Origin of the sequence: Gardnerella sp. KA00390 (genome assembly GCF_049244075.1) — a bacterium.
Classification (GTDB): domain Bacteria; phylum Actinomycetota; class Actinomycetes; order Actinomycetales; family Bifidobacteriaceae; genus Bifidobacterium; species Bifidobacterium vaginale.
Window position 1 is genome coordinate 1,686,282 of sequence record NZ_CP058372.1, and the last position, 21,604, is coordinate 1,707,885.

The window sequence follows — 21,604 nt, forward strand, 5'->3', positions numbered from 1 at the left end:
AGTATAAACGCCCGCACGGAGCACACCAACAAAAGTTGATATAAACCAACACAAGTCGCAAGTTGAATATTTCACATATTTGAATATTTCACATATTTACATACTTACAGACTTGCAGACTTCATCCAATCATCTGTTTTAACCCTATGAGAATTTCCTAAAGCTCTTCCACCAATGTATACAAGGTTCAGAGCCACCCACAATGACACGGTTCTAATTATGTCAGTAGAGCAGAAAGCTATATTTACGAAGCACATTGCACTAATCGCAAGAAGGTACACAATAGCTGTAATCGAGCACGATTTGGCCAAATACTTGTGGTCTCCAGCTCCGATTAGCACTCCGTCTAAAGCCCACATAAATCCAGATAACGGCAAGAAAATTCCAAGAATCGTCATTCCTATCGAAACTAAAAGTTGTATTTCTACGTTTGGGCTAAATAACGGGGATAGTAGCCATCCTGCAAATATCATCAAAATTCCAACGATTACGCTACTTAATGCTCCTACTTGTGCGCATATTTTTGTGATTATGTTAGCGCGTTTTAATAATCCAGCTCCAAGCGCAGAGGCGACTATTGTTTGAGCAGCAATCCCTATAGCGTCTAATATGTTCATAACAAAATTCCAGCAAGAATTTGCAACTTGGTATGCGGCTAAAGTATTTGTTCCAAGACGAGCAGCCGCTGCAACAGTTGCAACCATGCACGCGCGCAACGCCAATGTGCGTATAAACAGCGGAATACCACTTCCAGCGCTTTTAAGTATGCTATGCGCTTGCGGACGCAAACGTGCTTTTTCGCGAGCTGCCCAAAAAATCGCTGGAAGCGTTAAAACAATACCCATATACCATTGCGCTATCATTGTCGCTATTCCAGATCCAAAAATGCCAAGATTCATTCCAAACACAAATAGAATATCTAAAATAGCGTTTAGCACAGCTCCACTTATTGCAGCAAAAAGTGTGATTTTTACTTTGCTAAGTCCTCTGAATATGCCATTTGCCGCGTAAATTAGTAGCATCGCAGGCAATCCTGGCATAACAGTTTGAGTGTAAATAATCGCGTTTTTAAGCGTATCTCCACTTGCACCAAAGCTTTGACAAAGCGGACCTGCGAACACCATTAAAACAAGCGTTAAAACAACACCTAACCCAAGAGCCAGCCATAGACCGTCCATTCCAACGCTTAGTCCTTGACGATTTTTCCCAGCACCCAATAGTCTCGCGACTTGGCTTGTGGTGTTGTATGCCAAAAACAGGCATAGTCCCGTTGTTGTTAAAAGCACAGTTGATCCTATTGAAAGCCCTGCAAGTTGCGTTTTGCCTAAATGACCTACTATTGCGGTGTCTATTAAAACAAACGCTGGCTCTGCAATAAGCTGTCCAAATGTAGGAATAGCTAGAGAAAATATATGCTTTAGTAAATCTTTTTTGTTTATAGCAGATTCTTTATCTTCTTGTCTATTGGTAGCTGCGTTACTCTTGGCTATTGTCATAATGCACTATTGTACTGTCGAAAAAACTTATTAGATTAAGTATTTAATAAAACTATTATTTTTATTACTTATTACATTACTTTTCTAAATCTGATGTTCGGTAGCTTGCGACTTTTCCTTTTTATTTCGCTATCATAAATATTTGCCAATTGCAAATCAAAATTGTTTTTGGAAAAGTTATCCGCAGGATATCCACAATGTTATCCCCCATTTGTGTATAACTTTTTGAGATACACACAGCAACACGCCTAAAATGTGGATAACTCAAAGTTTTTATCCACATCACTTAGCCCGTGTGTGTCATAATCTTGAGATATTCACACCAATGGGGGATTACTTTACACAAACTTTGATATTTTATTGCTTCTTTTGAGATTTCTTAGAATTACTTCTAGATTTATCTGACTTATTTTCCACAGAACTAGAATCAGATTCTTCTGAATTTTCTGACTCTTTTCCATCATTTTCAGTTTCAATCTTCTCTTCGCCCAATTCAACTTCGTCTTGCGATTGAGCAGAAACATTATCATCAGAATGAGCTGAATTATCGCCAGCAACCGTTGAATCACCATCTGCATCTACAGAATCACCATCTGCGTCTACAACTGATTCATCAACAGAAATAGCTACTGGAGTAAGAACTGCCACTTGGGTTTTCCCTTCTTCAGAATCAGCAACTTCTACAACAGCTCCAGCTCTAGCTTGAGCAATACTCGAAAAGTCATATGCGCGCTCACCCTGATCTGCTAAATCAACACCCTTACGCTCTTTAGCTTCCGATATTCTCCAACCAAAAAGCTTCTCTAAACCAAATGCAACTAAAGCAGTAACTGCACCGGAATAAAGCACGGTGATTACAAGTAGACAAATCTGAGCTATAAGCTGATGCCAGTCACCAACGCAAAACAGTCCGCTACTATCAGCAAACAATCCCACTGCAAAAATACCGATAAGAGCAGCGATGCCGTTCACGCTCACAACATGAAGCGCTCCATCATAACGCGCAAAAGTCTTAGAATGCGTTGCAAGGCATGTAACGACACCAACAATAACTCCTAATACCATTGCCCATAAAGGCGCAATCACATCTGCAGCGGCAGAACTAGCGGCCAAACCCGCCATAATTCCAGACGCGGCGCCAACAGCAGTAAAACAACCTGAACGCAAACGCTCTGTAACCCCCCAAGCAAGCATAGAAGCAGATGCTGTAATAGTGGATGAAACCCAAGCATATCCAGCAACTCCAGGAAGACCTACAGAAGATCCAATCATTAAGCCAAGCCAGCCAAACCAAATAATAAAAATTCCCAGAACAACAAACGGTACATTATGCGGATGGCGTTTTAGAACATTTACAGAATTATCAGCAACATCACTAACAGCTTCAACAGAACCATTAGAATCTTCTGCCTTAGAAGATGATGAACCCGTATTAGTCTCTAATTTACTAAATCTCGCAACGTCAGCCCACAATGCACGAACCAAATTTCCCTTATGCTCAAAATTATTACTACTGTTACCTTGAACAGTAGAGGATTTGGTATGAAGCACAAATCGCTTTAACGGGAAGTGCGCATGACCACCAATAATTAGCACGATTGCAAGCGCAGAAACTGCTGCAGTCAGGTGCAGCAACGATCCTCCAGCAAAATCATGTACTTGAATTCCTAAAGCTTGTGATATTGCGCCATTAGGGGAAAGCAATCCCCCTCCGCAAACCATATGCGCTAGAGGAGCAAATACTAAAGTGACCCATACCGCCACGAATATAAGCCAAATTGCGTATTTTACGCGTCCAGCCAACGCACCAGTAATAAGAGCAACCGCTACGACAGCGCACGCTAATCTAAAGGCTGCTGGAATACCTCCGCCCGACAAGCCTGTGTTTGCGTCCATAGAAGTAAAAATTCCATGATCTGCAACCATTGAATCACGTAGAAGCAAACCACTCACAGGATCACCCACAACGCCGCCAATCATGTCTTTACCAGCGAAAGCCATTGACCATCCCCATAGCGTCCAAACTATGGTTGTTACCGCAATAGCTCCAGCAGAAAGCATCATCATGTTGACCATAGATGTTGCTCGTTCGCGACCGCCATAAAATAGAGCAATCCCTGGCGTAATTATAAACACTAAAGCAGCGGCCAATAATGCCCATTGCGGATCCATTGCGGTCATCTTTCACCTCACAATACACAACCCTCGGCGGTTATGTCTTCAATATTCTATTTTATATGTTCTTTTATATTCTACTCAACTGGCGCTGCGTGATTAATAACTAATTACGATAGATTAATCCAATATTCCATCCACAAAACTTTCTGGATCGAATGGAGCTAGATCGTCTGGACCTTCTCCCAATCCGACAAGCTTCACAGGAACGCCTAACTCTTTTTGAACAGAAACCACGATACCGCCTTTCGCGGAACCGTCTAACTTAGTTAAAACCACACCTGTAATTCCAATTGCCTCAGCAAAAACTTTTGCCTGGACCATGCCATTTTGACCAGTTGTAGCATCAAGAACCAAAAGGACTTCATCTACAGGAACAGTTTTTTCAATAACTCGGCGAATTTTGCCAAGCTCGTCCATAAGATTTGCCTTATTTTGCAGCCTTCCAGCCGTGTCTACAATCAAAACATCTGAATTGGATTCCTTAGCTTTGGCGGCACCGTCAAATGCTACAGAAGCTGGATCTGCACCGTCTTTTTCGGATCGAACGATTTTAACACCTACAGCATTTGCCCAAGTTTCAAGCTGGTCGGCAGCTGCAGCGCGGAAAGTATCTGCTGCAGCTAATATTACAGAACGATTTTTAGAAACCATTAGTCGCGCAAGCTTTCCAGCAGTAGTGGTTTTACCAGTGCCATTTACACCAACCATCATGATTACGCTTGGCTTATGAGCTTTAGAAGAATCCGCATTTAGGCTTCTATCTGTTTTGGCACCAACGATATCCAGCAATTTTGCACGAAGTATTTCACGTACATCTTGTGCGCTTGCTGTTCCAGAAATCCTAGCATCTTTTCTAAGTGATTCAACCAATTCATCACTTGCCTGTGCTCCAACATCTGCCATTAAAAGCGTATCTTCTACATCTTGCCAATCGTCTTCACTAAGATTATCTTTGCTCAATATATTGAACAGAGCACGACCAAAAGGATTCGCACTATTAGCAAGTTTAGAGCGCAATCTTGTAACTCGAGAGGCAACGTTTTCAGGCGCAGATGGCTCAACATTGCTATCACTTTTAGCTACGCTAGGCAGTGGATTATCTTTGCTAGTAGGTATTAAAGGACCTCGCGACTTACTGATAATTCTCAGCACAACTGCCGCAGTCACTAAAAGCACTGCTAAAACAACTGTGCCAACAGTGGACCATATAATCAAATCTAAATCCATAACTATATTCATATAATAAAGACTATGAAATTAAAGGGACAGTTGATTAGAATGTAACGAATACTGTTGCTACAGTAAGCAAAAATCACGTAAATATTAGCATTTTAATACAATACTTTTGTAAGTTAATTTTGTAATCAGAAATTGAATTGGGGTATTGCGTATGGAAAACTCGCCATTGATTGATGTTTATGGAGCAGATTGGTGTGGCGATTGCATCAGAGCTAAAGCTGCGCTTAATAAGTTTAATGCTGCTTTTACTTGGCATAACATTGAATCTGAAGAAGGCGCCGAACAAAAGGCTATTGATATTAGTGGGCAGAAGCATATTCCTGTCGTTACTTTTAGCGATGGAAGTTTTATGGTTGAGCCGACTGCAACTCAGATTAAAGAAAAACTTGAAGAATTAGGACAGATCAATTTGTGATTTTTGCCTGCAATTTTGCAGCAACTTGCCACAAGACACACGCTACATGTAGCCATAAGTTGGATTAGTCTACAAAATGTAGTATACTTGGCATTTGTTGCCCCTTTAGCTCAATTGGCAGAGCAGAGTCCTTTTAAGTCTTGGGTTGTGGGTTCGAGTCCCACAGGGGGCACTTTTTTATACTCATTTGCATTTCGAAGCACTGCCTGCACAACAGCAATGCTCTCACCACGTAAAACTATGTCATCACCGCAAGAACATTGTTGCACACGAATAGAATGGTTTTGTAATGTTGAGGCGGCTTCGGCATTAATTGCACATTCAGTCGCACCTAAAAATATATCGTCAACAATATCTTTTGAACCGTATACAAAAACATCATCTAAATCAAGTAAGCTAACAGACGGAGCAAGCACATGTCCAAGTGAACGACCTGCTTCCTGTAGCATTGTCGTCCTGTCTAAAGGATTCTCATTAATTCTTCTTCGTAAGTTTGCTGCAGATATAAAAGTCTCTAAACAACCACGCTTACCACACGTGCATTGTGGACCATCTGGATCAACAACTACGTGACCGATTTCGCCTGCAGCATGATGACTCCCCAAAACGAGCGAATCATCGATTAACAATGCTGCGCCTACGCCAACAGCGATTTGAACAAAAATGCCAGTTGCTCTGCCAGCTCCACAAAAACGTTCACCGATCAAAGCACTATTCGCATCATTATCTACCGTACAGAACTTACCAAAATGTTGTTGAAACATCTTGCGTAAAGGCACATTCTTCCACCCAAAATTCGCAGTTTCAACTACTACACCATCTTCATCAACAATACCTGGGACAGCAACACCAAAACCAAGTATATGTGAGGCACCATCAAGTAGTGACTCAGCCAAAGCAATTACAGTTTCAGGCGTAATAGCAGTAATTTTATCAAAGGATTTTTCAACTCTAGTTACAATTTCACCGCGTAAATTCATTACAGCAGCTTGCAACAAAAATGGCATTGATAAGTCCAGAACAACCACATTCCAATATTGATCATCTACACTTACTAAAGTTCCTTTTTTACCAGGTCGCGTTGGTTGTTCATATCCATTTTCCATCAGAAAGTGTTTATCTAACATGTCAGACACGACTTCGCACGCAGCAACTCGCGATAATCCAGTTTTCCTACCAATTTGTGCTCTAGACATAGGACATGATGAAAAAATTTGTCCAAAAACCATCATGCGATTATTGATTCGTACATCAGCGGGTTCATGTTTTTTAGTAACTGTCATAGAAGGTGATAGAAAGCAAGACAAGGCATTATCATCAGTTGTTCCAAACATGACACTCCTCAAGTATAGGGCTGTTGCAGCATACTGAAAGTAAGTACTACATCGTACCATCCCACCAATAGGCCAAATCATCAGGAAAAATGTTGTCAGCACATGTACTCACAACAAAATTTCACAATAAACTATATTGTACACTCTCAACCATTGTAGCCAGCTGTAACACATACGCGCTAGGCATAATTACCATAATTATTAACAATAATTTCATCCCAATATACACACAAGTATTTGTATATTTCTTGGACTTTACAACAAATAAATAATTTGTTAAGATAGTTAACATTGAATGTTCCAACGACATAGATGCCGCCGGCAATCAATACACAACTCGTCAAAGTCGACAAGTAAAGCTTCAAAGAAAGGAAGCGCCATGCATAGTGGAAAGAAAATTATTGGCATCATTGCAGCAGCGAGCGCCGCTCTACTATCGCTTGCTGGATGCGGTAACACCAATAACTCGAGTTCATCAGCGCAAGTTGATACTAAAACACCTGTTAACCTCACTGTGTGGACTGGTAATACAACACCAACAAAAGCAGCAGCAGCAATATTTGAAAAGAAATATCCAAACGTAAAAATTAAAGTAGAAACTGTAACAGACGCTTATCAGGCTCTGGATACAGCCATTCAAGCTGGATCGGGAATTCCAGACGTTATGGAATTTGAGTACTTGACGGTTCCTTATTTCGCAATTCAAAATAAACTTGTAGATTTAAGCACTCTTGGCGCAAATAATGATAAAGGCACATTTGTGAAAGGCGCATGGCAGGACATCAGCTTCAACAATAAGCCATACGCAATTCCAATGGATTACGGCCCAAGCGTTATGTTCTACAATAAGGCAATATTAGAAAAAGCAGGAGTAAGCAAAGTACCAGAAACTTGGGAAGAATATTACCAAGCAGCTAAGAAAGTAAAAGCACTCGGAGACAAGTACTACATAACAAATGACGCAAGCGATATCTTCACATTGCTATCCCTTGTATGGCAAGCTGGAGGGCATCCATTTAAGGTTAACGGAACCACTGCTCACATTAACGTAAAAGATCCAAAGATGCAGGAAGCTGTATCTTACTATCAGAAGATGATTCAGGAAGGCTTAATCGCAACTAATATCAAAACTTGGTCCGATGATTGGAACAGAGCTTTAAACGATGGAACTATTGCCACACAAATCATAGGAGGATGGTTCACCTCTAGCATTAAAGATCGCGCTCCAAAACAAGCTGGAAACTTCCGTGTTGCCCCTATGCCTCAATGGAAAGCGGGCGAACAGTTGAGCGCAGAAAACGGCGGCTCTGGCTTTGCTATTCCAGCGAAAGCAAAGAATCATCAATGGGCTTGGAAATTCTTGCACTTCCTTGCCTACGATAAGGAAGGCGTAAAAGCACGCGTTGATGCTGGAGTATTCCCTCCAAATGTTTCCGTACTTAAGAATAACGAATTCCTCTCTTCTACTGACCCTTACTTCGGAGACCAGAAGTACCGTGAGCCTATTGCCGATTCAGCTCAAAAAGTAGGAGAAGGATGGCAGTACCTTCCGTTCATGGAAAAAGTGCGTGATCTATATGGTGACAATATGGATTATGCAAAAGTAGCCAAAGGCGAATCACTGCAAACTCAGCTAGAAAACTGGGCTAAGCTGTGCATCGACTATGGAAACAAACAGGGCTTCACAGTAAGCAAATAATGTTTACTAATAATAGCAAATAAACTCATTACCATTTAAGGTGCTGTTGGTGCTACAACACCAACAGCACCTAATTTAACTGAAAAGTTTTTACATTGGGGGAAAGCAATGATATTGAACACTTCTAAAAATAAACGAGCGAATTTAACACGGCAACGCAATGGAATTAAACGCGAAGGAGCTGCTGGTTGGATGTTCGTGCTTCCATTTTTGCTTCTCTTTACCTTCGTGTTTATTATTCCACTTGTATACTCGATGTACATTAGTTTCTTTGGACACCAATTAATTGGCGGAACCGTGTTTGTCGGCGCAAAAAACTATCTCGAACTTTTGAGAGATCCACTATTGTGGCAGGGTATTGCACGCGTCCTCATATTTACAGCAATCCAAGTCCCTCTAATGTTAATAATTTCCATTTGTCTAGCGCTTGCTATCGATTCGAAACGTCTATATGGTACAAACTGGTGCAGAATCTCAATATTCATTCCATACGCTGTTCCTGGTGTTATCTCCACATTAATGTGGGGGTTCATCCTTGGAACTAGGTATGGTCTGTTCAAGAATTTTAATGAGATATCTCATACTGATATAAATCCATTTTCTCCTTCATTTATCATGATTTCTATCGGAGTAATGATTAGCTGGGCTGCTATTGGATATAACATGCTCATCTTCTATTCTTCATTAAAGGCTATTTCACCAGATCTTTACGAAGCTGCTGTAATTGACGGCGCAAGCTATCGCCAAATAGATCGTTATATCAAGCTTCCAGAGATTAGAGGCTCACTGGCTATAACTACTATCTTCTCAATAATAGGTAGTGTACAGCTTTTCAACGAGCCGCAAATTTTGTCAAAAATGGTTGGAGGCACTGGCATTACAACCAGTTGGACACCAAACTTATACATTTACAATCTAGCTTTTGGTGACTCTTCACAGGGATATGCTGCTGCAGCAGCATTGATTATGGCAATTATTGTCATTGTCGTTACATTTACGATTCAAATTCGCAATATGCGCAAAAATGTCACCGCTGATTAACCATAGACGAAATATGCAACGAAGCATCCAAAAGGAAGAACAAATGATTAATACAACAAAATCATCAAATAATCAGGCAGCGATGCCTCCACTCACGAGGTTCTACACTGTTGAACATCCAAAGAAGAGTCCAATGATGACATTCTGGGTGTATCTATATCTATTATACGCTCTCGTTCCATTTGTTTGGCTATTCATAAATGCTACAAAAACTAAGGCTGATTTTGCTTCTACATTCGGTCTATCATTTGGATCCTCATTCGCTCTATGGGACAACATAGTAGAGGTATTTACATATAACAATGGCATTTTCGCACGATGGATTCTAAATACGGTCCTATACACAATAATTGGCACTATCATTTCTGTATTGTTTGCAACTATGGGAGGATATGCTCTAGCAAAACTCAATTTTAAAGGCAAACACTTTATTTTGCTAACCATCTTAGGATCTATGGCAATTCCAGGAGTACTGCTTGTAGTTCCACAGTTCTTGATTTTCTCGCAACTTGGTTTAACAAACACTCCTTGGGCTGTAATAATTCCATCTCTACTAAACCCATTTGGTCTATATTTAATGTGGACATTTTCAGGGCAAAGTGTTCCAACTTCTCTTATAGAAGCAGCACGTATCGATGGTGCTGGAGAAGGACGCATTTTCTTCCAAGTTGCATTACCACTTATGAAACCATCATTGGTAACAGTGTCATTGTTCGCATTTGTTTCTATTTGGTACAATTACTTCCTTCCATTGATAATGCTGAAAGACTCTAAATGGTATCCATTGGCATTAGGTCTTGCACAGTGGAATGCTCAAGGCAATGAAGGTGGCAATATGCCTATTATTCCAAACCTAGTCATTACCGCATCTTTGCTAGTCGTATTCCCACTGATTCTGCTCTTCTTGGCATTGCAACGCTACTGGCAATCAGGCTTAGCAATTGGAGCTACAAAAGGGTAACCAGCTAAATCTGCTTTTATTGCTTCTGACAGTTTTATGCTGTCAGAAGCATAATTAATCTATACGTATTCTTAACTTTTACTAACACGATTTGGAGCATGTAATGGCTAGGCCATCTATTTATAATGACAATACTTGTTGGGATGAGCCAACATATACTTGCATATCTTCCAACTATGCAAAAACTGATTGGATAACAAATCCTCAGGTTTTTGCCGTTAACACTATTTCAGCGCATTCACATCATCATTACACAATAAATGACACCATACCAATACAGTCACTTAATGGAACGTGGGAAGTAAAGCTACTTTCTTCCCGCGTATTCAACCCTGAAAACTTAGATGAGGATATTAAAAATTACGAAGATTCTTCATATCAAACAATCTCAGTTCCATCTCACTTACAGATGAACGGTCTATTAAAACCGCAATACGTTAACGTTCAGTACCCTTGGGATGGTCATGAGGACGTTAAAGCACCAAATGTTCCTTCCTTAAATCATGTGGCAATTTATAAGAAACATTTTGTTTTACAAAATAATCTTAAACAGATTTTGAACGAAGAAGGTAAAGCTACTATTACCTTCCATGGAGCACAAACAGCTATTTATGTATGGATTAACGGAAAGTTTGTTGGATATAGTGAAGACTCTTTTACGCCGAGTGAATTTGATATTACTCAATTTTTAAAAGATTCTGAAAATAGTATTGTTGTAGCGTGCTACGAATTTTCTAGCGCATCATGGCTAGAGGATCAAGATTATTGGAGACTACATGGCATTTTCCGTTCCGTTGAACTGTGTGCACATCCTTCCACCCATGTATCAAATCTTCATGTTGATGCAGATTATAGCAATGATACAAATACTGGGAAACTCGCATTCAGAGCAAACATTGAAGGAGACAATTTAAAAGATATTACACTACACGCTTACATTACAAATCATAAATACAGCAACGATAAATTCACAAATAATAATGAGATTTTGTGGGACTGCACGCTACCTGTACAAACGATTACTGAACTAAAACAGACTACTATTCCTAAAGCACTACCTTGGAGTGCTGAATACCCTGCGCTATACGACTTACATATTGATGTTGTAAGCAAAGAATCAAATATTATTGAACATGTAGTGCAGCCGATTGGTTTTAGACATTTTGATATTGAAAACGGCATAATGAGATTAAACGGAAAACGCATTATTTTCAAAGGCGTAAACCGTCATGAATTTAATTGCGACAGAGGCCGAGCAATAACTTATGATGACATGGTTTCCGATGTGCGTTTTTGTAAGCAACACAATATAAACGCTGTACGAACTTCTCACTATCCTAATCAAGATGCTTGGTACGATTTATGCGACGAATATGGGCTATATATTATTGACGAAACTAATCTAGAAACACATGGAACGTGGTCAGATGGGCGCGGAAACATAACTCCAGAATGTGCTATTCCTGGAAGTAGAGATGAATGGCGTGCCGCGTGCGTAAATCGCGTCGATAGCATGATTCAACGCGATTACAATCACCCGTGTGTGCTGATTTGGTCTCTCGGAAACGAATCCTTTGGTGGAGACGTATTTCGTTCTATGTATCATCATGCTCATGCACTAGATGCACATCGTCCAGTGCATTATGAAGGTCAGACTATGGATAAGTCTTGGCGCGATACTAGCGACATTGAAACGCGCATGTATGCTCACGCAGATGAAATAGAAAAATACGTGTCAAACAATCCAGATAAACCTTATATATCTTGCGAATACATGCATGCTATGGGGAATTCATTGGGAAACATGAACGAGTATGTTGCTCTTGAGAAGTATCCGCATTACCAAGGTGGTTTTATTTGGGATTTCATCGATCAGGCAATAAAACAAACCCTACCAGACGGAAGCACGCATTTGGCATATGGTGGTGACTTTGATGATCGACCTACCGATTATGAATTCTGTGGCAACGGTCTATTATTCGCAGATAGAAAACCAAGTCCTAAGGCCATTGAAGCTAAACAACAATATGCAAATATAAGACTATTTCCAAACGACAATGGTGTTCGCATAGAAAATCATCAGCTTTTCACGAATACTGAAAATTACGTATTCTTGGCAAAATTACGCGTTGACGGCAAAATTATGTGGTCTCAACCATATACGTATAATGTGGAACCTGAAAATGATTTTGAAATGCCCATAGAGTGGCCATTAGAACAGTATCAAAGCAGTGGGGAAGAAATTACTTTTGAAGTTTCGTGCACGCTTGCAAAATCTACACGTTGGGCACAAAAAGGATACGAATTATCGTTCGGACAATACACAATATTAACTAAAAATTCAGAATCACAAGCTAAGCAAATATCAAATGCACGATTACATAAAGATGGCACTGTTACTATTGGACGCTGGAACGCAGGAACACGTAACTCTTCGATCGAAACGCTTTTTTCATATTCACAATGCGGGCTTATTTCATACCGTCTTGACGAACGAGAATTTGTGATTAAACGTCCTTTGATCACTACATTCCGAGCACTAACAGACAATGACCGCGGTTGCAAGCATGGTTTTGAGCGTGCTCAATGGTCTGTAGCAGGTAAATATGCTAAATGCGTAGATCAAACAGCTGAGAAGCTCGACGACAATACGCTACAAATTGTATACAAATATGAGCTTGCTAACGCAGACCATACAACAGTGAATTTAACATATGTGTCTAAAACATCAGGAGATTTACACATTGAACTAAATTATGTTCCTTCTGGAAAAGATTTACCTTCCATTCCAGCATTTGGATTGGAATGGATGCTACCAATAGAATACAGAAACCTTGAATTCTACGGTATTGGTCCTGTTGAAACATATGCAGACCGCACCAGTGCGGGACGTTTAGGGATTTGGAAAACAAATGCTTTTGACGATTTTATGCCATATCTTGTTCCACAAGAAACTGGCAATCATGAAAAAGTAAGATGGGCAAACGTAACAGACGATTCTGGGCATGGCATGCGTATTCAGCGGCATAATAGTACTAGCAACTTCTGCGTAAGTTTACTTCCATACAGCAGCACTATGATAGAGGAAGCACAACATATAAGTGATTTAGGTGACTCAAAACATATGTTCTTGCGAATTCTTGCAGCACAAATGGGAGTCGGCGGCGATGATTCGTGGGGCTCGCCTGTGCATCCCGAATATCATTTGCCTGCCAATAAACCATATTCTCTAAATGTGGATTTGCAATTATTCTAACCCTCCCTCCTATAGCCAATACCGCTGATATAGTTACAAAAAAGTTTCTATGTCAGCGGTATTTTATTGCTATTGAAATAAATTTATATCAGAGTTTTCTTTTCTACTACTCGTCTTGTGCAACTAGTGGATAGCATGATTGAAGAGCTACATATTGACGAATACTAGTTATTCTCACAGTTAACGATACTGCACGAATCGCGTCAAAACGTAGAATTTTGCGATATCCTATGGCATGAACATCTGAAACATGATGATTTACTCCACATTCATCAACAACGTGAATTTCAGCTGTTTCAACGTGTTGTCCTTTACTAATATCTTCTTCAATAACTAAGCCATCAATATAAGTAGGTTCAGTAAATACCATACGAAAATCAATCGGCTTAGAAGATGACAATGCTGTACCCTGTTTTCTGTCAACCAAGTACTTTGGATTTCCTTCATATGTATTAGGACTTAAAACTTGTATTGATAATGCTTCATGATCTCGTAATTCGCGCCCATGGAATTTACGAATCTTATCGCCCAATTCTTTTAAAATTTTAACATCAGAATCTGCTAACAAACCATGACGTGTCGGTGGCACATTCAACAAAAGTGTTGAGTTACCCCCTACAGATTTACACCATATATCAAATAATTCATCAGAACTGCGAACATTATTATCCTCATTATCGTGATGGAACCAACCTTTGCGAATAGAGGTATCAACTTCTGCTGGATACCAAGCAAAATCGCCTTCGTAGTGTGCAAGCGCCTTACGAGACCCTAAATCTTCATCAGTAGACGCAAATTTGCGAGAGAACTTACCATCATCTGATTGTTGTGATTTTGAAGAGGTTAATTCAGCACTACGTAATTCTGTAGGTAATACGCTCCACTCATTAGAGCGCGTATGACCAGCTTCATTGCCGCACCAACGCACATCTGGACCGCAAACACTGATAACAGCATCTGGCTGCAGCGCCCGGACTGTATTATAGATTCGTTGCCAGTCATAAGTTTGCGTTTTACCATTCTCACCCTCGCCGCAAGCACCATCAAGCCATACGGAAAAAATAGGACCATAGTGCGTTAGCAATTCAACAAGTTGATTAATATAAAAATCGTTGTAAACTTTGCCAGTGCCATATGACGATTCTGTACGATCCCATGGTGAAAGGTATACGCCAAATCTCATATTATGTCGATAAGCTGATTCACTAACTTCGCGCACAATATCTCCTTTTCCATTTTTATATGGAGAGGACGCAATGGTATGCTTGGTGTACTTTGAAGGCCACAAGCAAAAACCATCATGATGCTTGCAAGTTAGAATCACGCCGGTCATACCTGCCGATTGTAGAGCATCAAGCCACTGGTCAACATCTAAATTATCTGGATTGAATATCTTCGGATCTTCGTGACCAAGCCCCCATTCACGATCTGTCATAGTATTCATTCCAAAATGAATAAAACCATACATTTCCATGCGCTGCCAAGAAATTTGACGTGCTGTAGGCCTTACATTTGCTAAATAATCCTCATTCATGCTGCCACCCTGCTTTAGCGATCAATGCAACTTCACATCGAACAATCAATTGTTTACTATATTAACAAAAAACAAGGATGTGCGCCAGTTAAATCATTATCCGCATATTCAAAAAGCAGTATTCTAAAGTCTTTCAGACATAAAAAATCCCCATGCACAAATAGGCATAAACACTAAATACACATGGGGATACACTAACAGAATAGACTAATTATATACACCTATAATGGCTATTTTTGTCGCACTTTCCTACTATGTCTAACAAGTAAATGAAAAGCAAAAAATGTTAACGAAAGCACCGAGACGCCAGTCACACTACTACCTCCAGCAACCAACATGCCACGAGAGCACTTCTCACGTTTTTGACACAAGCCATTCTTACGAATAGTAGGCTGCTTATTTTCGCTCATTCTCAGTCCACTGACATTCGAATCACTTGAACCATAAGAATTATCCGACTGTCTTGAATCAGTAGAAACACCACCTGAATCAAGAACAGACGAACCATGCTTAGATTTTGGAGTCTTCTTTTGCTCAGTCTTAGAAATCACTTTAATTTCACTAATAGTTGGACTACCCGGATGCCCATTATACATATCAACATTCGGATATACCTCATCTATCTGCACACGCAATTCGCTAGCATATTGAGAATTCTCGAAATTGATATCACTGAGATCTTCCTTTGCAGCATTATCTTTTCCATATATTCTTTTCCATGAGCTCTCACTATACGCTGAACGATCACACTGATTTTTTGTCCATAAGGAGAATTTTTTAATGCGATGGTTCACGTTACCCTCAACAAATTCTTCAATTTGCACAGCATCGAACTTAGCATTGCACCCTAATGTGATATCAAGCGTCACTGGATAATTTGGATTATCTGGAGCTGCCCAACGCGTAGATATGTCACCGTCAGTTAAGGATTTAGCAGCATACTCCGGCTCAGTACGTGATTGACTTGCTATAACATTCTTATCTTTCGCAATGTTCTTTGGTTCTATATCCTCAATTTTTTTACGTTCATAAGCTGCGTTATTTTCCAACCAATACAGCAATCGAGCACGACCTCCGCCAACACGTTCTAGTTTTACATCCTGCTCATCATCACCATCTTTAAGCGGAACTGTCTTAGCTATGTATGTACGCGGATCAACCTGCATGAGTATTGCATTTCTAGAAGGTCTTTTTACAGTAAGCGTGATATCCTGTGCCGTTTCAGCATAAGAACCATTATCATTACGTGTTGATAAATAATATGATGGATAGCGAGTATCACCAGTTAAAGCATTAACTACCAACAATGCCTTTGGTGCATATTTACTTTCACCAAAAATCTTTTTACGAATTTCCTCATTAAGATCTTTTAGTGTTGAGAAATGACCGACAAGCACATCTCCAGGTTTTCCGTTATTAACAGTTCCGACATTCTTTACGGTAATCTTTTGCAACCCAAATTCTGCATTCGCTAGCTTTCCCTCCGTGCTGTCAAAAGCTCCCATACGGAATCCCTGAATATTCGGAGCAGATGCACGATCTGCATATACGCCAGATTTCAATCCTGCATACTCATTATTCATTGCAACCAAGTATTTCCCAAGGCCCTGCACATCTTTGAAAATGCTAGAAAACTCGTAGAAGCTTCGCGTTGGAGCTCCATCTTGGTCAATAATCGAACTGCGATCATAAGCATTATATTCCATACGGAATAGCCCAAACCATTTTTGGCCAGTAGCTAATCCTATCATAGGAACAATCGACTTTTGAGAAGCAGAAACATTAGCATCCCAGTTGTAATCTAAATATTGTCCAAATAGAACTGGCTGACTGCAATCACCTGTCAAACCCTCTAGGGCTGCTTGTCTCTGAGAAGTCCATAGCTTATTCTGCAACATGTTTGCCACAATTTTACTTGGCTTTGGACCTTGACCTGCACCATAATAATATGTATCCCACGAAACAAGATCAGGCTTTGCTGTTTTGACAAAATGACTCATATTGGAATGCGTTTCCCAACCAAGACCAAGAGCTTGATTAGAATGCACTATTGCCCCAGGATACCTATTCTTAGACCAACTGAACCATCGATTAAATTTCTGTACTTCACTTTCGCTATAACCTCCCTCATCACCATATTGAATATCAACAAGACTATTAGCATATGGCTTCATTTCTTCAGTCAAAAAATCTTTAGGTACACTATTTTCACCCATACTATTGCCACCCTTTGGAGCTTTAGCAAGTGACCAAGGCACACCTTTCCCTAATTGCCGCATCAATGGAGCATTAAATAAAGGCTTATCATAGAACATAGGGAACGATCCGCCAGTTAAACGGCGTTCTGCATCGTTATAAACTCCACGCCCATAGCCTTCAGAAGGTACCCAAGTTGGCAATAATACACCGTATTGCAATGCCAATGCTTGTGCACGATTCACACCATATTTATTTTCATTTGCATTAAAACTGGTATATTTAGGTTTTTCATCAGGTACTTTAATTTCTTTTGGATTCTGACCCTCAGGCAACCCCCACACTTCTACTTCTTCCAATCTCATCCCAGTGGCACCTATTCCGTTTTGCTGTGGATCGTGAATTTTGGGCTTGTTAAGCCACACACGTATATCTTGTGTTTTATGATAACCGTTCAAATCCCAATACCATAAGCCATCACTATCACGCGTAAGGCTTGCATTGGTGACAACCGTATTCCAATTGTCACCAGCTTTGACATCAATAGCAACAGAATGCCCTCCTTGCCACCCAGGGGAGCCAGCTGGCATGGTCGGCCAACCATAAGCTTGTATACGTCCTACATAACGAGGGCTATTTAAATGAATTGTAAAACCAGTTGATTTGTTAGACCATTCAGCGCTATCTTTCAAACTCGTAGTATTCCAAGAAGTGGCACGCATACCATCCGTAACAATTAGATTGTCATTATCATTTGCACCATTTATCTTCACAGTTGCATTAATTTTTTCATTGCCACGGAAATCTGTGTCAACCTTTGTCACATTTACAACATATGTACTTGCAGCATTACCAACAACAACTTTTGCAACTATAGCATTAACACCTTTTGTTAACGGAATGCCCGATACTCTTCCATCAGAATCCACCTTGCGGCCATTGATAGTAGCCGTAGCCCCAGTGGGCAACTTAACTCTGGCAGACACAGAGGTTGTATGATAGTATGCAGTAGATTCATAAGTATATTGCGATGGACTGAAAGTAACTGGCTTACCAGGAGCACCAAATGGCAATTGATCAATGAAGAAATCAATAGGCGCAGCTGTTGCATCACCCCGTCCTTGTTTCTTCATATGTTCAACTGGTAAACATGGAACAAGTTTGATGTCTGAAGCCGACATATCTTTTTTGCTACTATCAACTGCTTTAAAACCAACCAACGTCAATATTGGCTTATTGGTAGATTTAAACGAGATAATTTGCGGCTCATTGATACCTTTTAAACCACCAGTTGCAATCAATTCGCCATTATTAAATTTCGTTTGATGAACTTTAGAACGCCAATTAATATCTTTCTTATCAGATGGATTTCCTGGATCTTTATCGAATGCAAAAACACTATAAACACCTGGCGCATTCGAATTACCTTGCACTGATTCATACGATGGCCGCGCAGTATACTGAATTCCACAAACCTCTCTATTAGTATTATTTTTTATAGCGAGAATGTGTGGGAAATTATCGTATCCACCTTGCCATTTTGTTGTCCAAAACGTTTTAGCACTATCCACGCTCCCATCGCTATCAGTAAGCGCAGAAATGGTACCATTTGGCTTTTTCTCACCATTTTTTTCTTCAGAACTTGCCCACAGTATTGAGGGATGGAATGGATCAATTGAATCTTCCTGTGGCACTGAAGCTTGTGCAATCATCGGACTAGCCATACTGATCGACAAAGCAAATATTGCGCCGCCTTGCAACAATCGTCGAAACTTCATGGGATTCCTTTCTTCATTAAGCCAGCCATCCACATCTCTTCATCGAAATGTAAATATGTGTACCTCAAACAAAGATAAAATCGATAAAAACGCACACACATTTGTGCGGTTAATGCACAAATGACTGAATTACATACGGGCTGCCATCGCTGCCAGCCACAGTTATAAATAATCAAGAGCAACAATATGCATCGCATATACGTATTGTTTACACTCATTATAATAACCAGAATTAATTGTATACTAAGTTAACAAAAAACACCATACACTCAAAACCACAAGTTTTATCAATACACAACTAAAAACACTGCAGCGCAAAATAAGAAATTACAAAAATCTTATTTACAACAATGCAGTGTTAAAAAAATACTCTAATCAGAATCTCTGGTGGGGTTTATTGGTATAAGGGTTATTTATTCTCCAGCGAAAACCACACCTTTTCGAAGCATAATATTCGCATATTGAGCACGTTCACCAGTAGCAACCACACAATACGCATTCTTCGCTTCATCATAAAATGCAAAACGCTCCAAGGTTCCTATGGTATTAGCGCCGCGCTTATCAAAACCAGAAATAATATCTTCATAGTCTTTCCAAATTGGAGTTTCACAAGAATCCCCTGGAACAACTTCCATAAGAGTAACTGGCTTAGATGTGTACTGGTCAAGAGGCATAAGCTTCAATATCGCTTTTAGCAATTCTGAAGTACCATGACCATCACAACGAACAACAATTGCATCTTTTCCTACCGATTCGGTTGGAAAATTTCCATCTGCCAAAACCAAAACGTCTCCATGTCCCATTTCGCAAAGTACTTTCAATAATTCTGGCGATATAATGGGATCAATGCCCTTTAACATAGAAATCTCCTTTGATTTACACAATAACTATTTCCGTTAGTTGACAATCATTGGCAACTAATAGGTTGAATAATATCACACGATATTAATAAAAAATTCCATAATTATAGCAAAATATTCTTTGCTGATTAAAGAAAAATATGAACTAACTAGTGAATTCAACTAGCCCAAACACTAGCGTCTTGGTCATCTTCATCAATATCGCGAGTCATAGGAGACGAAGTGGAATACGTGTACTCATCATCTACCACACCAGAATCAGCATCCGCATTAATCGCGGCCAAAACACGCTTGTCCATCTTATATTGCGGTAAAACGTTCTTAATATAGCTTGTTACAGCGTCTTGCATAGAAACATCATGCCCAACGCGTTCCGCCATAAACCAACGATGATCTAATACTTCATGGAAGAACTGTGCAGGTTGGATTTGCGATCTAAACTCAGCAGGAATCATGCGTACCGTAGGCTCAAACACCTCACGCATCCAATCAGTAGCAACAATCTCCAACTCTTCGCCCTGGCGCCACGTAGACGTACGATAAGCATCTAAATCATTAAGAAGCCTACGAGCCTGATTCTCCTGAACATCAAGACCAGTCAAACGAAGTAGCTTACGTGAAGCATAACCAGCATCCACAACTCGTGGACGAACCAACACTCTTCGCCCATCCACAGAAGTCTTCATTTCCAACTCGTCAACATAAAAACCAAGCTCATTAAGCCTATTGACTCGTCTTTCAATACGCCACATTTCGTCTGGGCTAAATTTGTCCACATCTGTAAGCGTGCTCCAAAGAGAATGATAACGGTCAACTAGCCTATCTCCAATGCTAATCTCATCAACCTCACCAGGCAAAAGTTGACCAGAACTTAAATCCATTAGTTCGCCAATTATGTTTGTGCGAGCTAAATCAATATCGTATTCACGCTGACCTTCTGTAAGGCTTCCATGCAAATCACCTGTTTCAGCATCAACTAGAAATGCTGTAAAAGCGTCCGCGTCTCTTAAAAATAGAACGTTAGAAAGAGAAACATCTCCCCAATAGAATCCCGAAAGATGCAGACGAACCATAAGCACAGCAAGCGCATCAATCAAACGCTCTGCAGTATCAGGTCTTAAGGTACGAGCAAACAGAGCGCGATATGGAAGAGAGAATTTAAGATGACGAGTTACCAGCATTGCCTCAAGCGGTTCACCGTTCTTATCTTTTCTACCAGCTACAACCGCTATAGGAGTAACGGTTGGAAGCTCCAATTTGCGCAAACGCCTTAAAAGCTCATATTCTCGTTCAGCAACTTGACGAGTAATTTCCTTCATTGCATACACTTCGTCACCTACGTGCACAAAGCGCACAACGTGCCTAGAGATACCGCGCGGCAAGTTTACAAAAAGATTCGTAGGCCATTGAGATAATGGAAGCTCCCACGGAAGCATAAACATTTGAGGATTAGAGCTTGCGGCAGTAATCTTCAAAGCTTGAGGCTCTGCAGAAGATACAGTTTCATCCTGCGCAGATACTGATGTTGCTTGCATAGCACGTGGATCCAATAAAGGAGTATCGTTCCATTCCATAAACTTTAATCTACCTGTTAAGTTCGAACGCCAATAATTGAAT

At 40.2% G+C, this 21,604-nt stretch carries 13 protein-coding genes, 1 tRNA gene and 1 pseudogene; 7 read left to right on the forward strand and 8 right to left on the reverse strand.

Annotation, left to right across the window (positions count from 1 at the left end; translation table 11 throughout):
• Window positions 1-104: 104 nt before the first annotated feature.
• From HXT53_RS06720 to ftsY, 3 genes are all read right to left on the reverse strand, one after another.
• Window positions 105-1,496 carry an MATE family efflux transporter gene (locus HXT53_RS06720; RefSeq protein WP_004114095.1) on the reverse strand — a complete coding sequence of 464 codons (1,392 nt, stop codon included), beginning with the start codon at window positions 1,494-1,496 and terminating at the stop codon, window positions 105-107.
• Between the two features lie 357 nt (window positions 1,497-1,853).
• A complete protein-coding gene (locus HXT53_RS06725; RefSeq protein ID WP_174190742.1) occupies window positions 1,854-3,677 on the reverse strand; it encodes an ammonium transporter in 1,824 nt (607 codons plus the stop codon).
• 114 nt (window positions 3,678-3,791) lie between these two features.
• A complete protein-coding gene (gene ftsY / locus HXT53_RS06730; RefSeq protein WP_020759652.1) occupies window positions 3,792-4,913 on the reverse strand; it encodes a signal recognition particle-docking protein FtsY in 1,122 nt (373 codons plus the stop codon).
• Window positions 4,914-5,064: 151 nt separating this feature from the next.
• Between ftsY and HXT53_RS06735 the strand changes: the two genes are divergently transcribed.
• Both HXT53_RS06735 and HXT53_RS06740 read left to right on the forward strand, forming a co-directional pair.
• The gene (locus HXT53_RS06735) at window positions 5,065-5,328 is read left to right on the forward strand and encodes a glutaredoxin domain-containing protein (protein ID WP_004114090.1); all 264 of its coding nucleotides are present in this window, start codon (window positions 5,065-5,067) and stop codon (window positions 5,326-5,328) included.
• 99 nt (window positions 5,329-5,427) lie between these two features.
• A tRNA-Lys gene (locus HXT53_RS06740) sits at window positions 5,428-5,500 on the forward strand.
• A gap of 103 nt (window positions 5,501-5,603) precedes the next feature.
• On the opposite strand, the pseudogene HXT53_RS06745 reads toward HXT53_RS06740, so the two are convergent.
• Window positions 5,604-6,560: pseudogene (locus HXT53_RS06745) on the reverse strand (ROK family protein); the annotation flags it as partial.
• Between HXT53_RS06745 and HXT53_RS06750 the strand changes: the two are divergent.
• The 5 genes from HXT53_RS06750 to HXT53_RS06770 all read left to right on the forward strand — a co-directional run bounded on the left by HXT53_RS06750 (window position 6,454) and on the right by HXT53_RS06770 (window position 13,619).
• Window positions 6,454-6,699 carry a hypothetical protein gene (locus tag HXT53_RS06750; protein WP_226913180.1) on the forward strand — a complete coding sequence of 82 codons (246 nt, stop codon included), beginning with the start codon at window positions 6,454-6,456 and terminating at the stop codon, window positions 6,697-6,699. The pseudogene HXT53_RS06745 and the gene HXT53_RS06750 overlap by 107 nt on opposite strands.
• 342 nt (window positions 6,700-7,041) lie before the next feature.
• On the forward strand, window positions 7,042-8,361 hold the full coding sequence (locus HXT53_RS06755; RefSeq protein WP_004114086.1) for an ABC transporter substrate-binding protein: 1,320 nt from the start codon (window positions 7,042-7,044) through the stop codon (window positions 8,359-8,361).
• Between the two features lie 108 nt (window positions 8,362-8,469).
• Entirely contained in the window at window positions 8,470-9,402 is a 933-nt protein-coding gene (locus HXT53_RS06760) for a carbohydrate ABC transporter permease (protein ID WP_004114084.1), read from the forward strand.
• A 43-nt stretch (window positions 9,403-9,445) separates the two neighbouring features.
• Window positions 9,446-10,363: a carbohydrate ABC transporter permease gene (locus tag HXT53_RS06765; protein ID WP_004114082.1), complete on the forward strand. Its 918-nt coding sequence runs from the start codon at window positions 9,446-9,448 to the stop codon at window positions 10,361-10,363.
• Between the two features lie 103 nt (window positions 10,364-10,466).
• A complete protein-coding gene (locus HXT53_RS06770) occupies window positions 10,467-13,619 on the forward strand; it encodes a glycoside hydrolase family 2 TIM barrel-domain containing protein (RefSeq protein ID WP_421780272.1) in 3,153 nt (1,050 codons plus the stop codon).
• A gap of 106 nt (window positions 13,620-13,725) precedes the next feature.
• On the opposite strand, the gene HXT53_RS06775 is transcribed toward HXT53_RS06770, so the two are convergent.
• From HXT53_RS06775 to HXT53_RS06790, 4 genes are all read right to left on the reverse strand, one after another.
• Entirely contained in the window at window positions 13,726-15,153 is a 1,428-nt protein-coding gene (locus tag HXT53_RS06775) for an alpha-L-fucosidase (RefSeq protein WP_004137675.1), read from the reverse strand.
• 230 nt (window positions 15,154-15,383) lie between these two features.
• Window positions 15,384-19,073 (reverse strand): discoidin domain-containing protein, encoded by a 3,690-nt coding sequence (locus HXT53_RS06780; RefSeq protein ID WP_421780274.1) that lies wholly within the window; start codon window positions 19,071-19,073, stop codon window positions 15,384-15,386.
• 467 nt (window positions 19,074-19,540) lie between these two features.
• Window positions 19,541-19,987, reverse strand: coding sequence for an RbsD/FucU family protein (locus HXT53_RS06785; protein WP_004114069.1), 447 nt, complete (start codon window positions 19,985-19,987; stop codon window positions 19,541-19,543).
• 158 nt (window positions 19,988-20,145) lie between these two features.
• Window positions 20,146-21,561 (reverse strand): DUF4032 domain-containing protein, encoded by a 1,416-nt coding sequence (locus HXT53_RS06790; protein WP_004114068.1) that lies wholly within the window; start codon window positions 21,559-21,561, stop codon window positions 20,146-20,148.
• Between the last annotated feature and the right edge of the window lie 43 nt (window positions 21,562-21,604).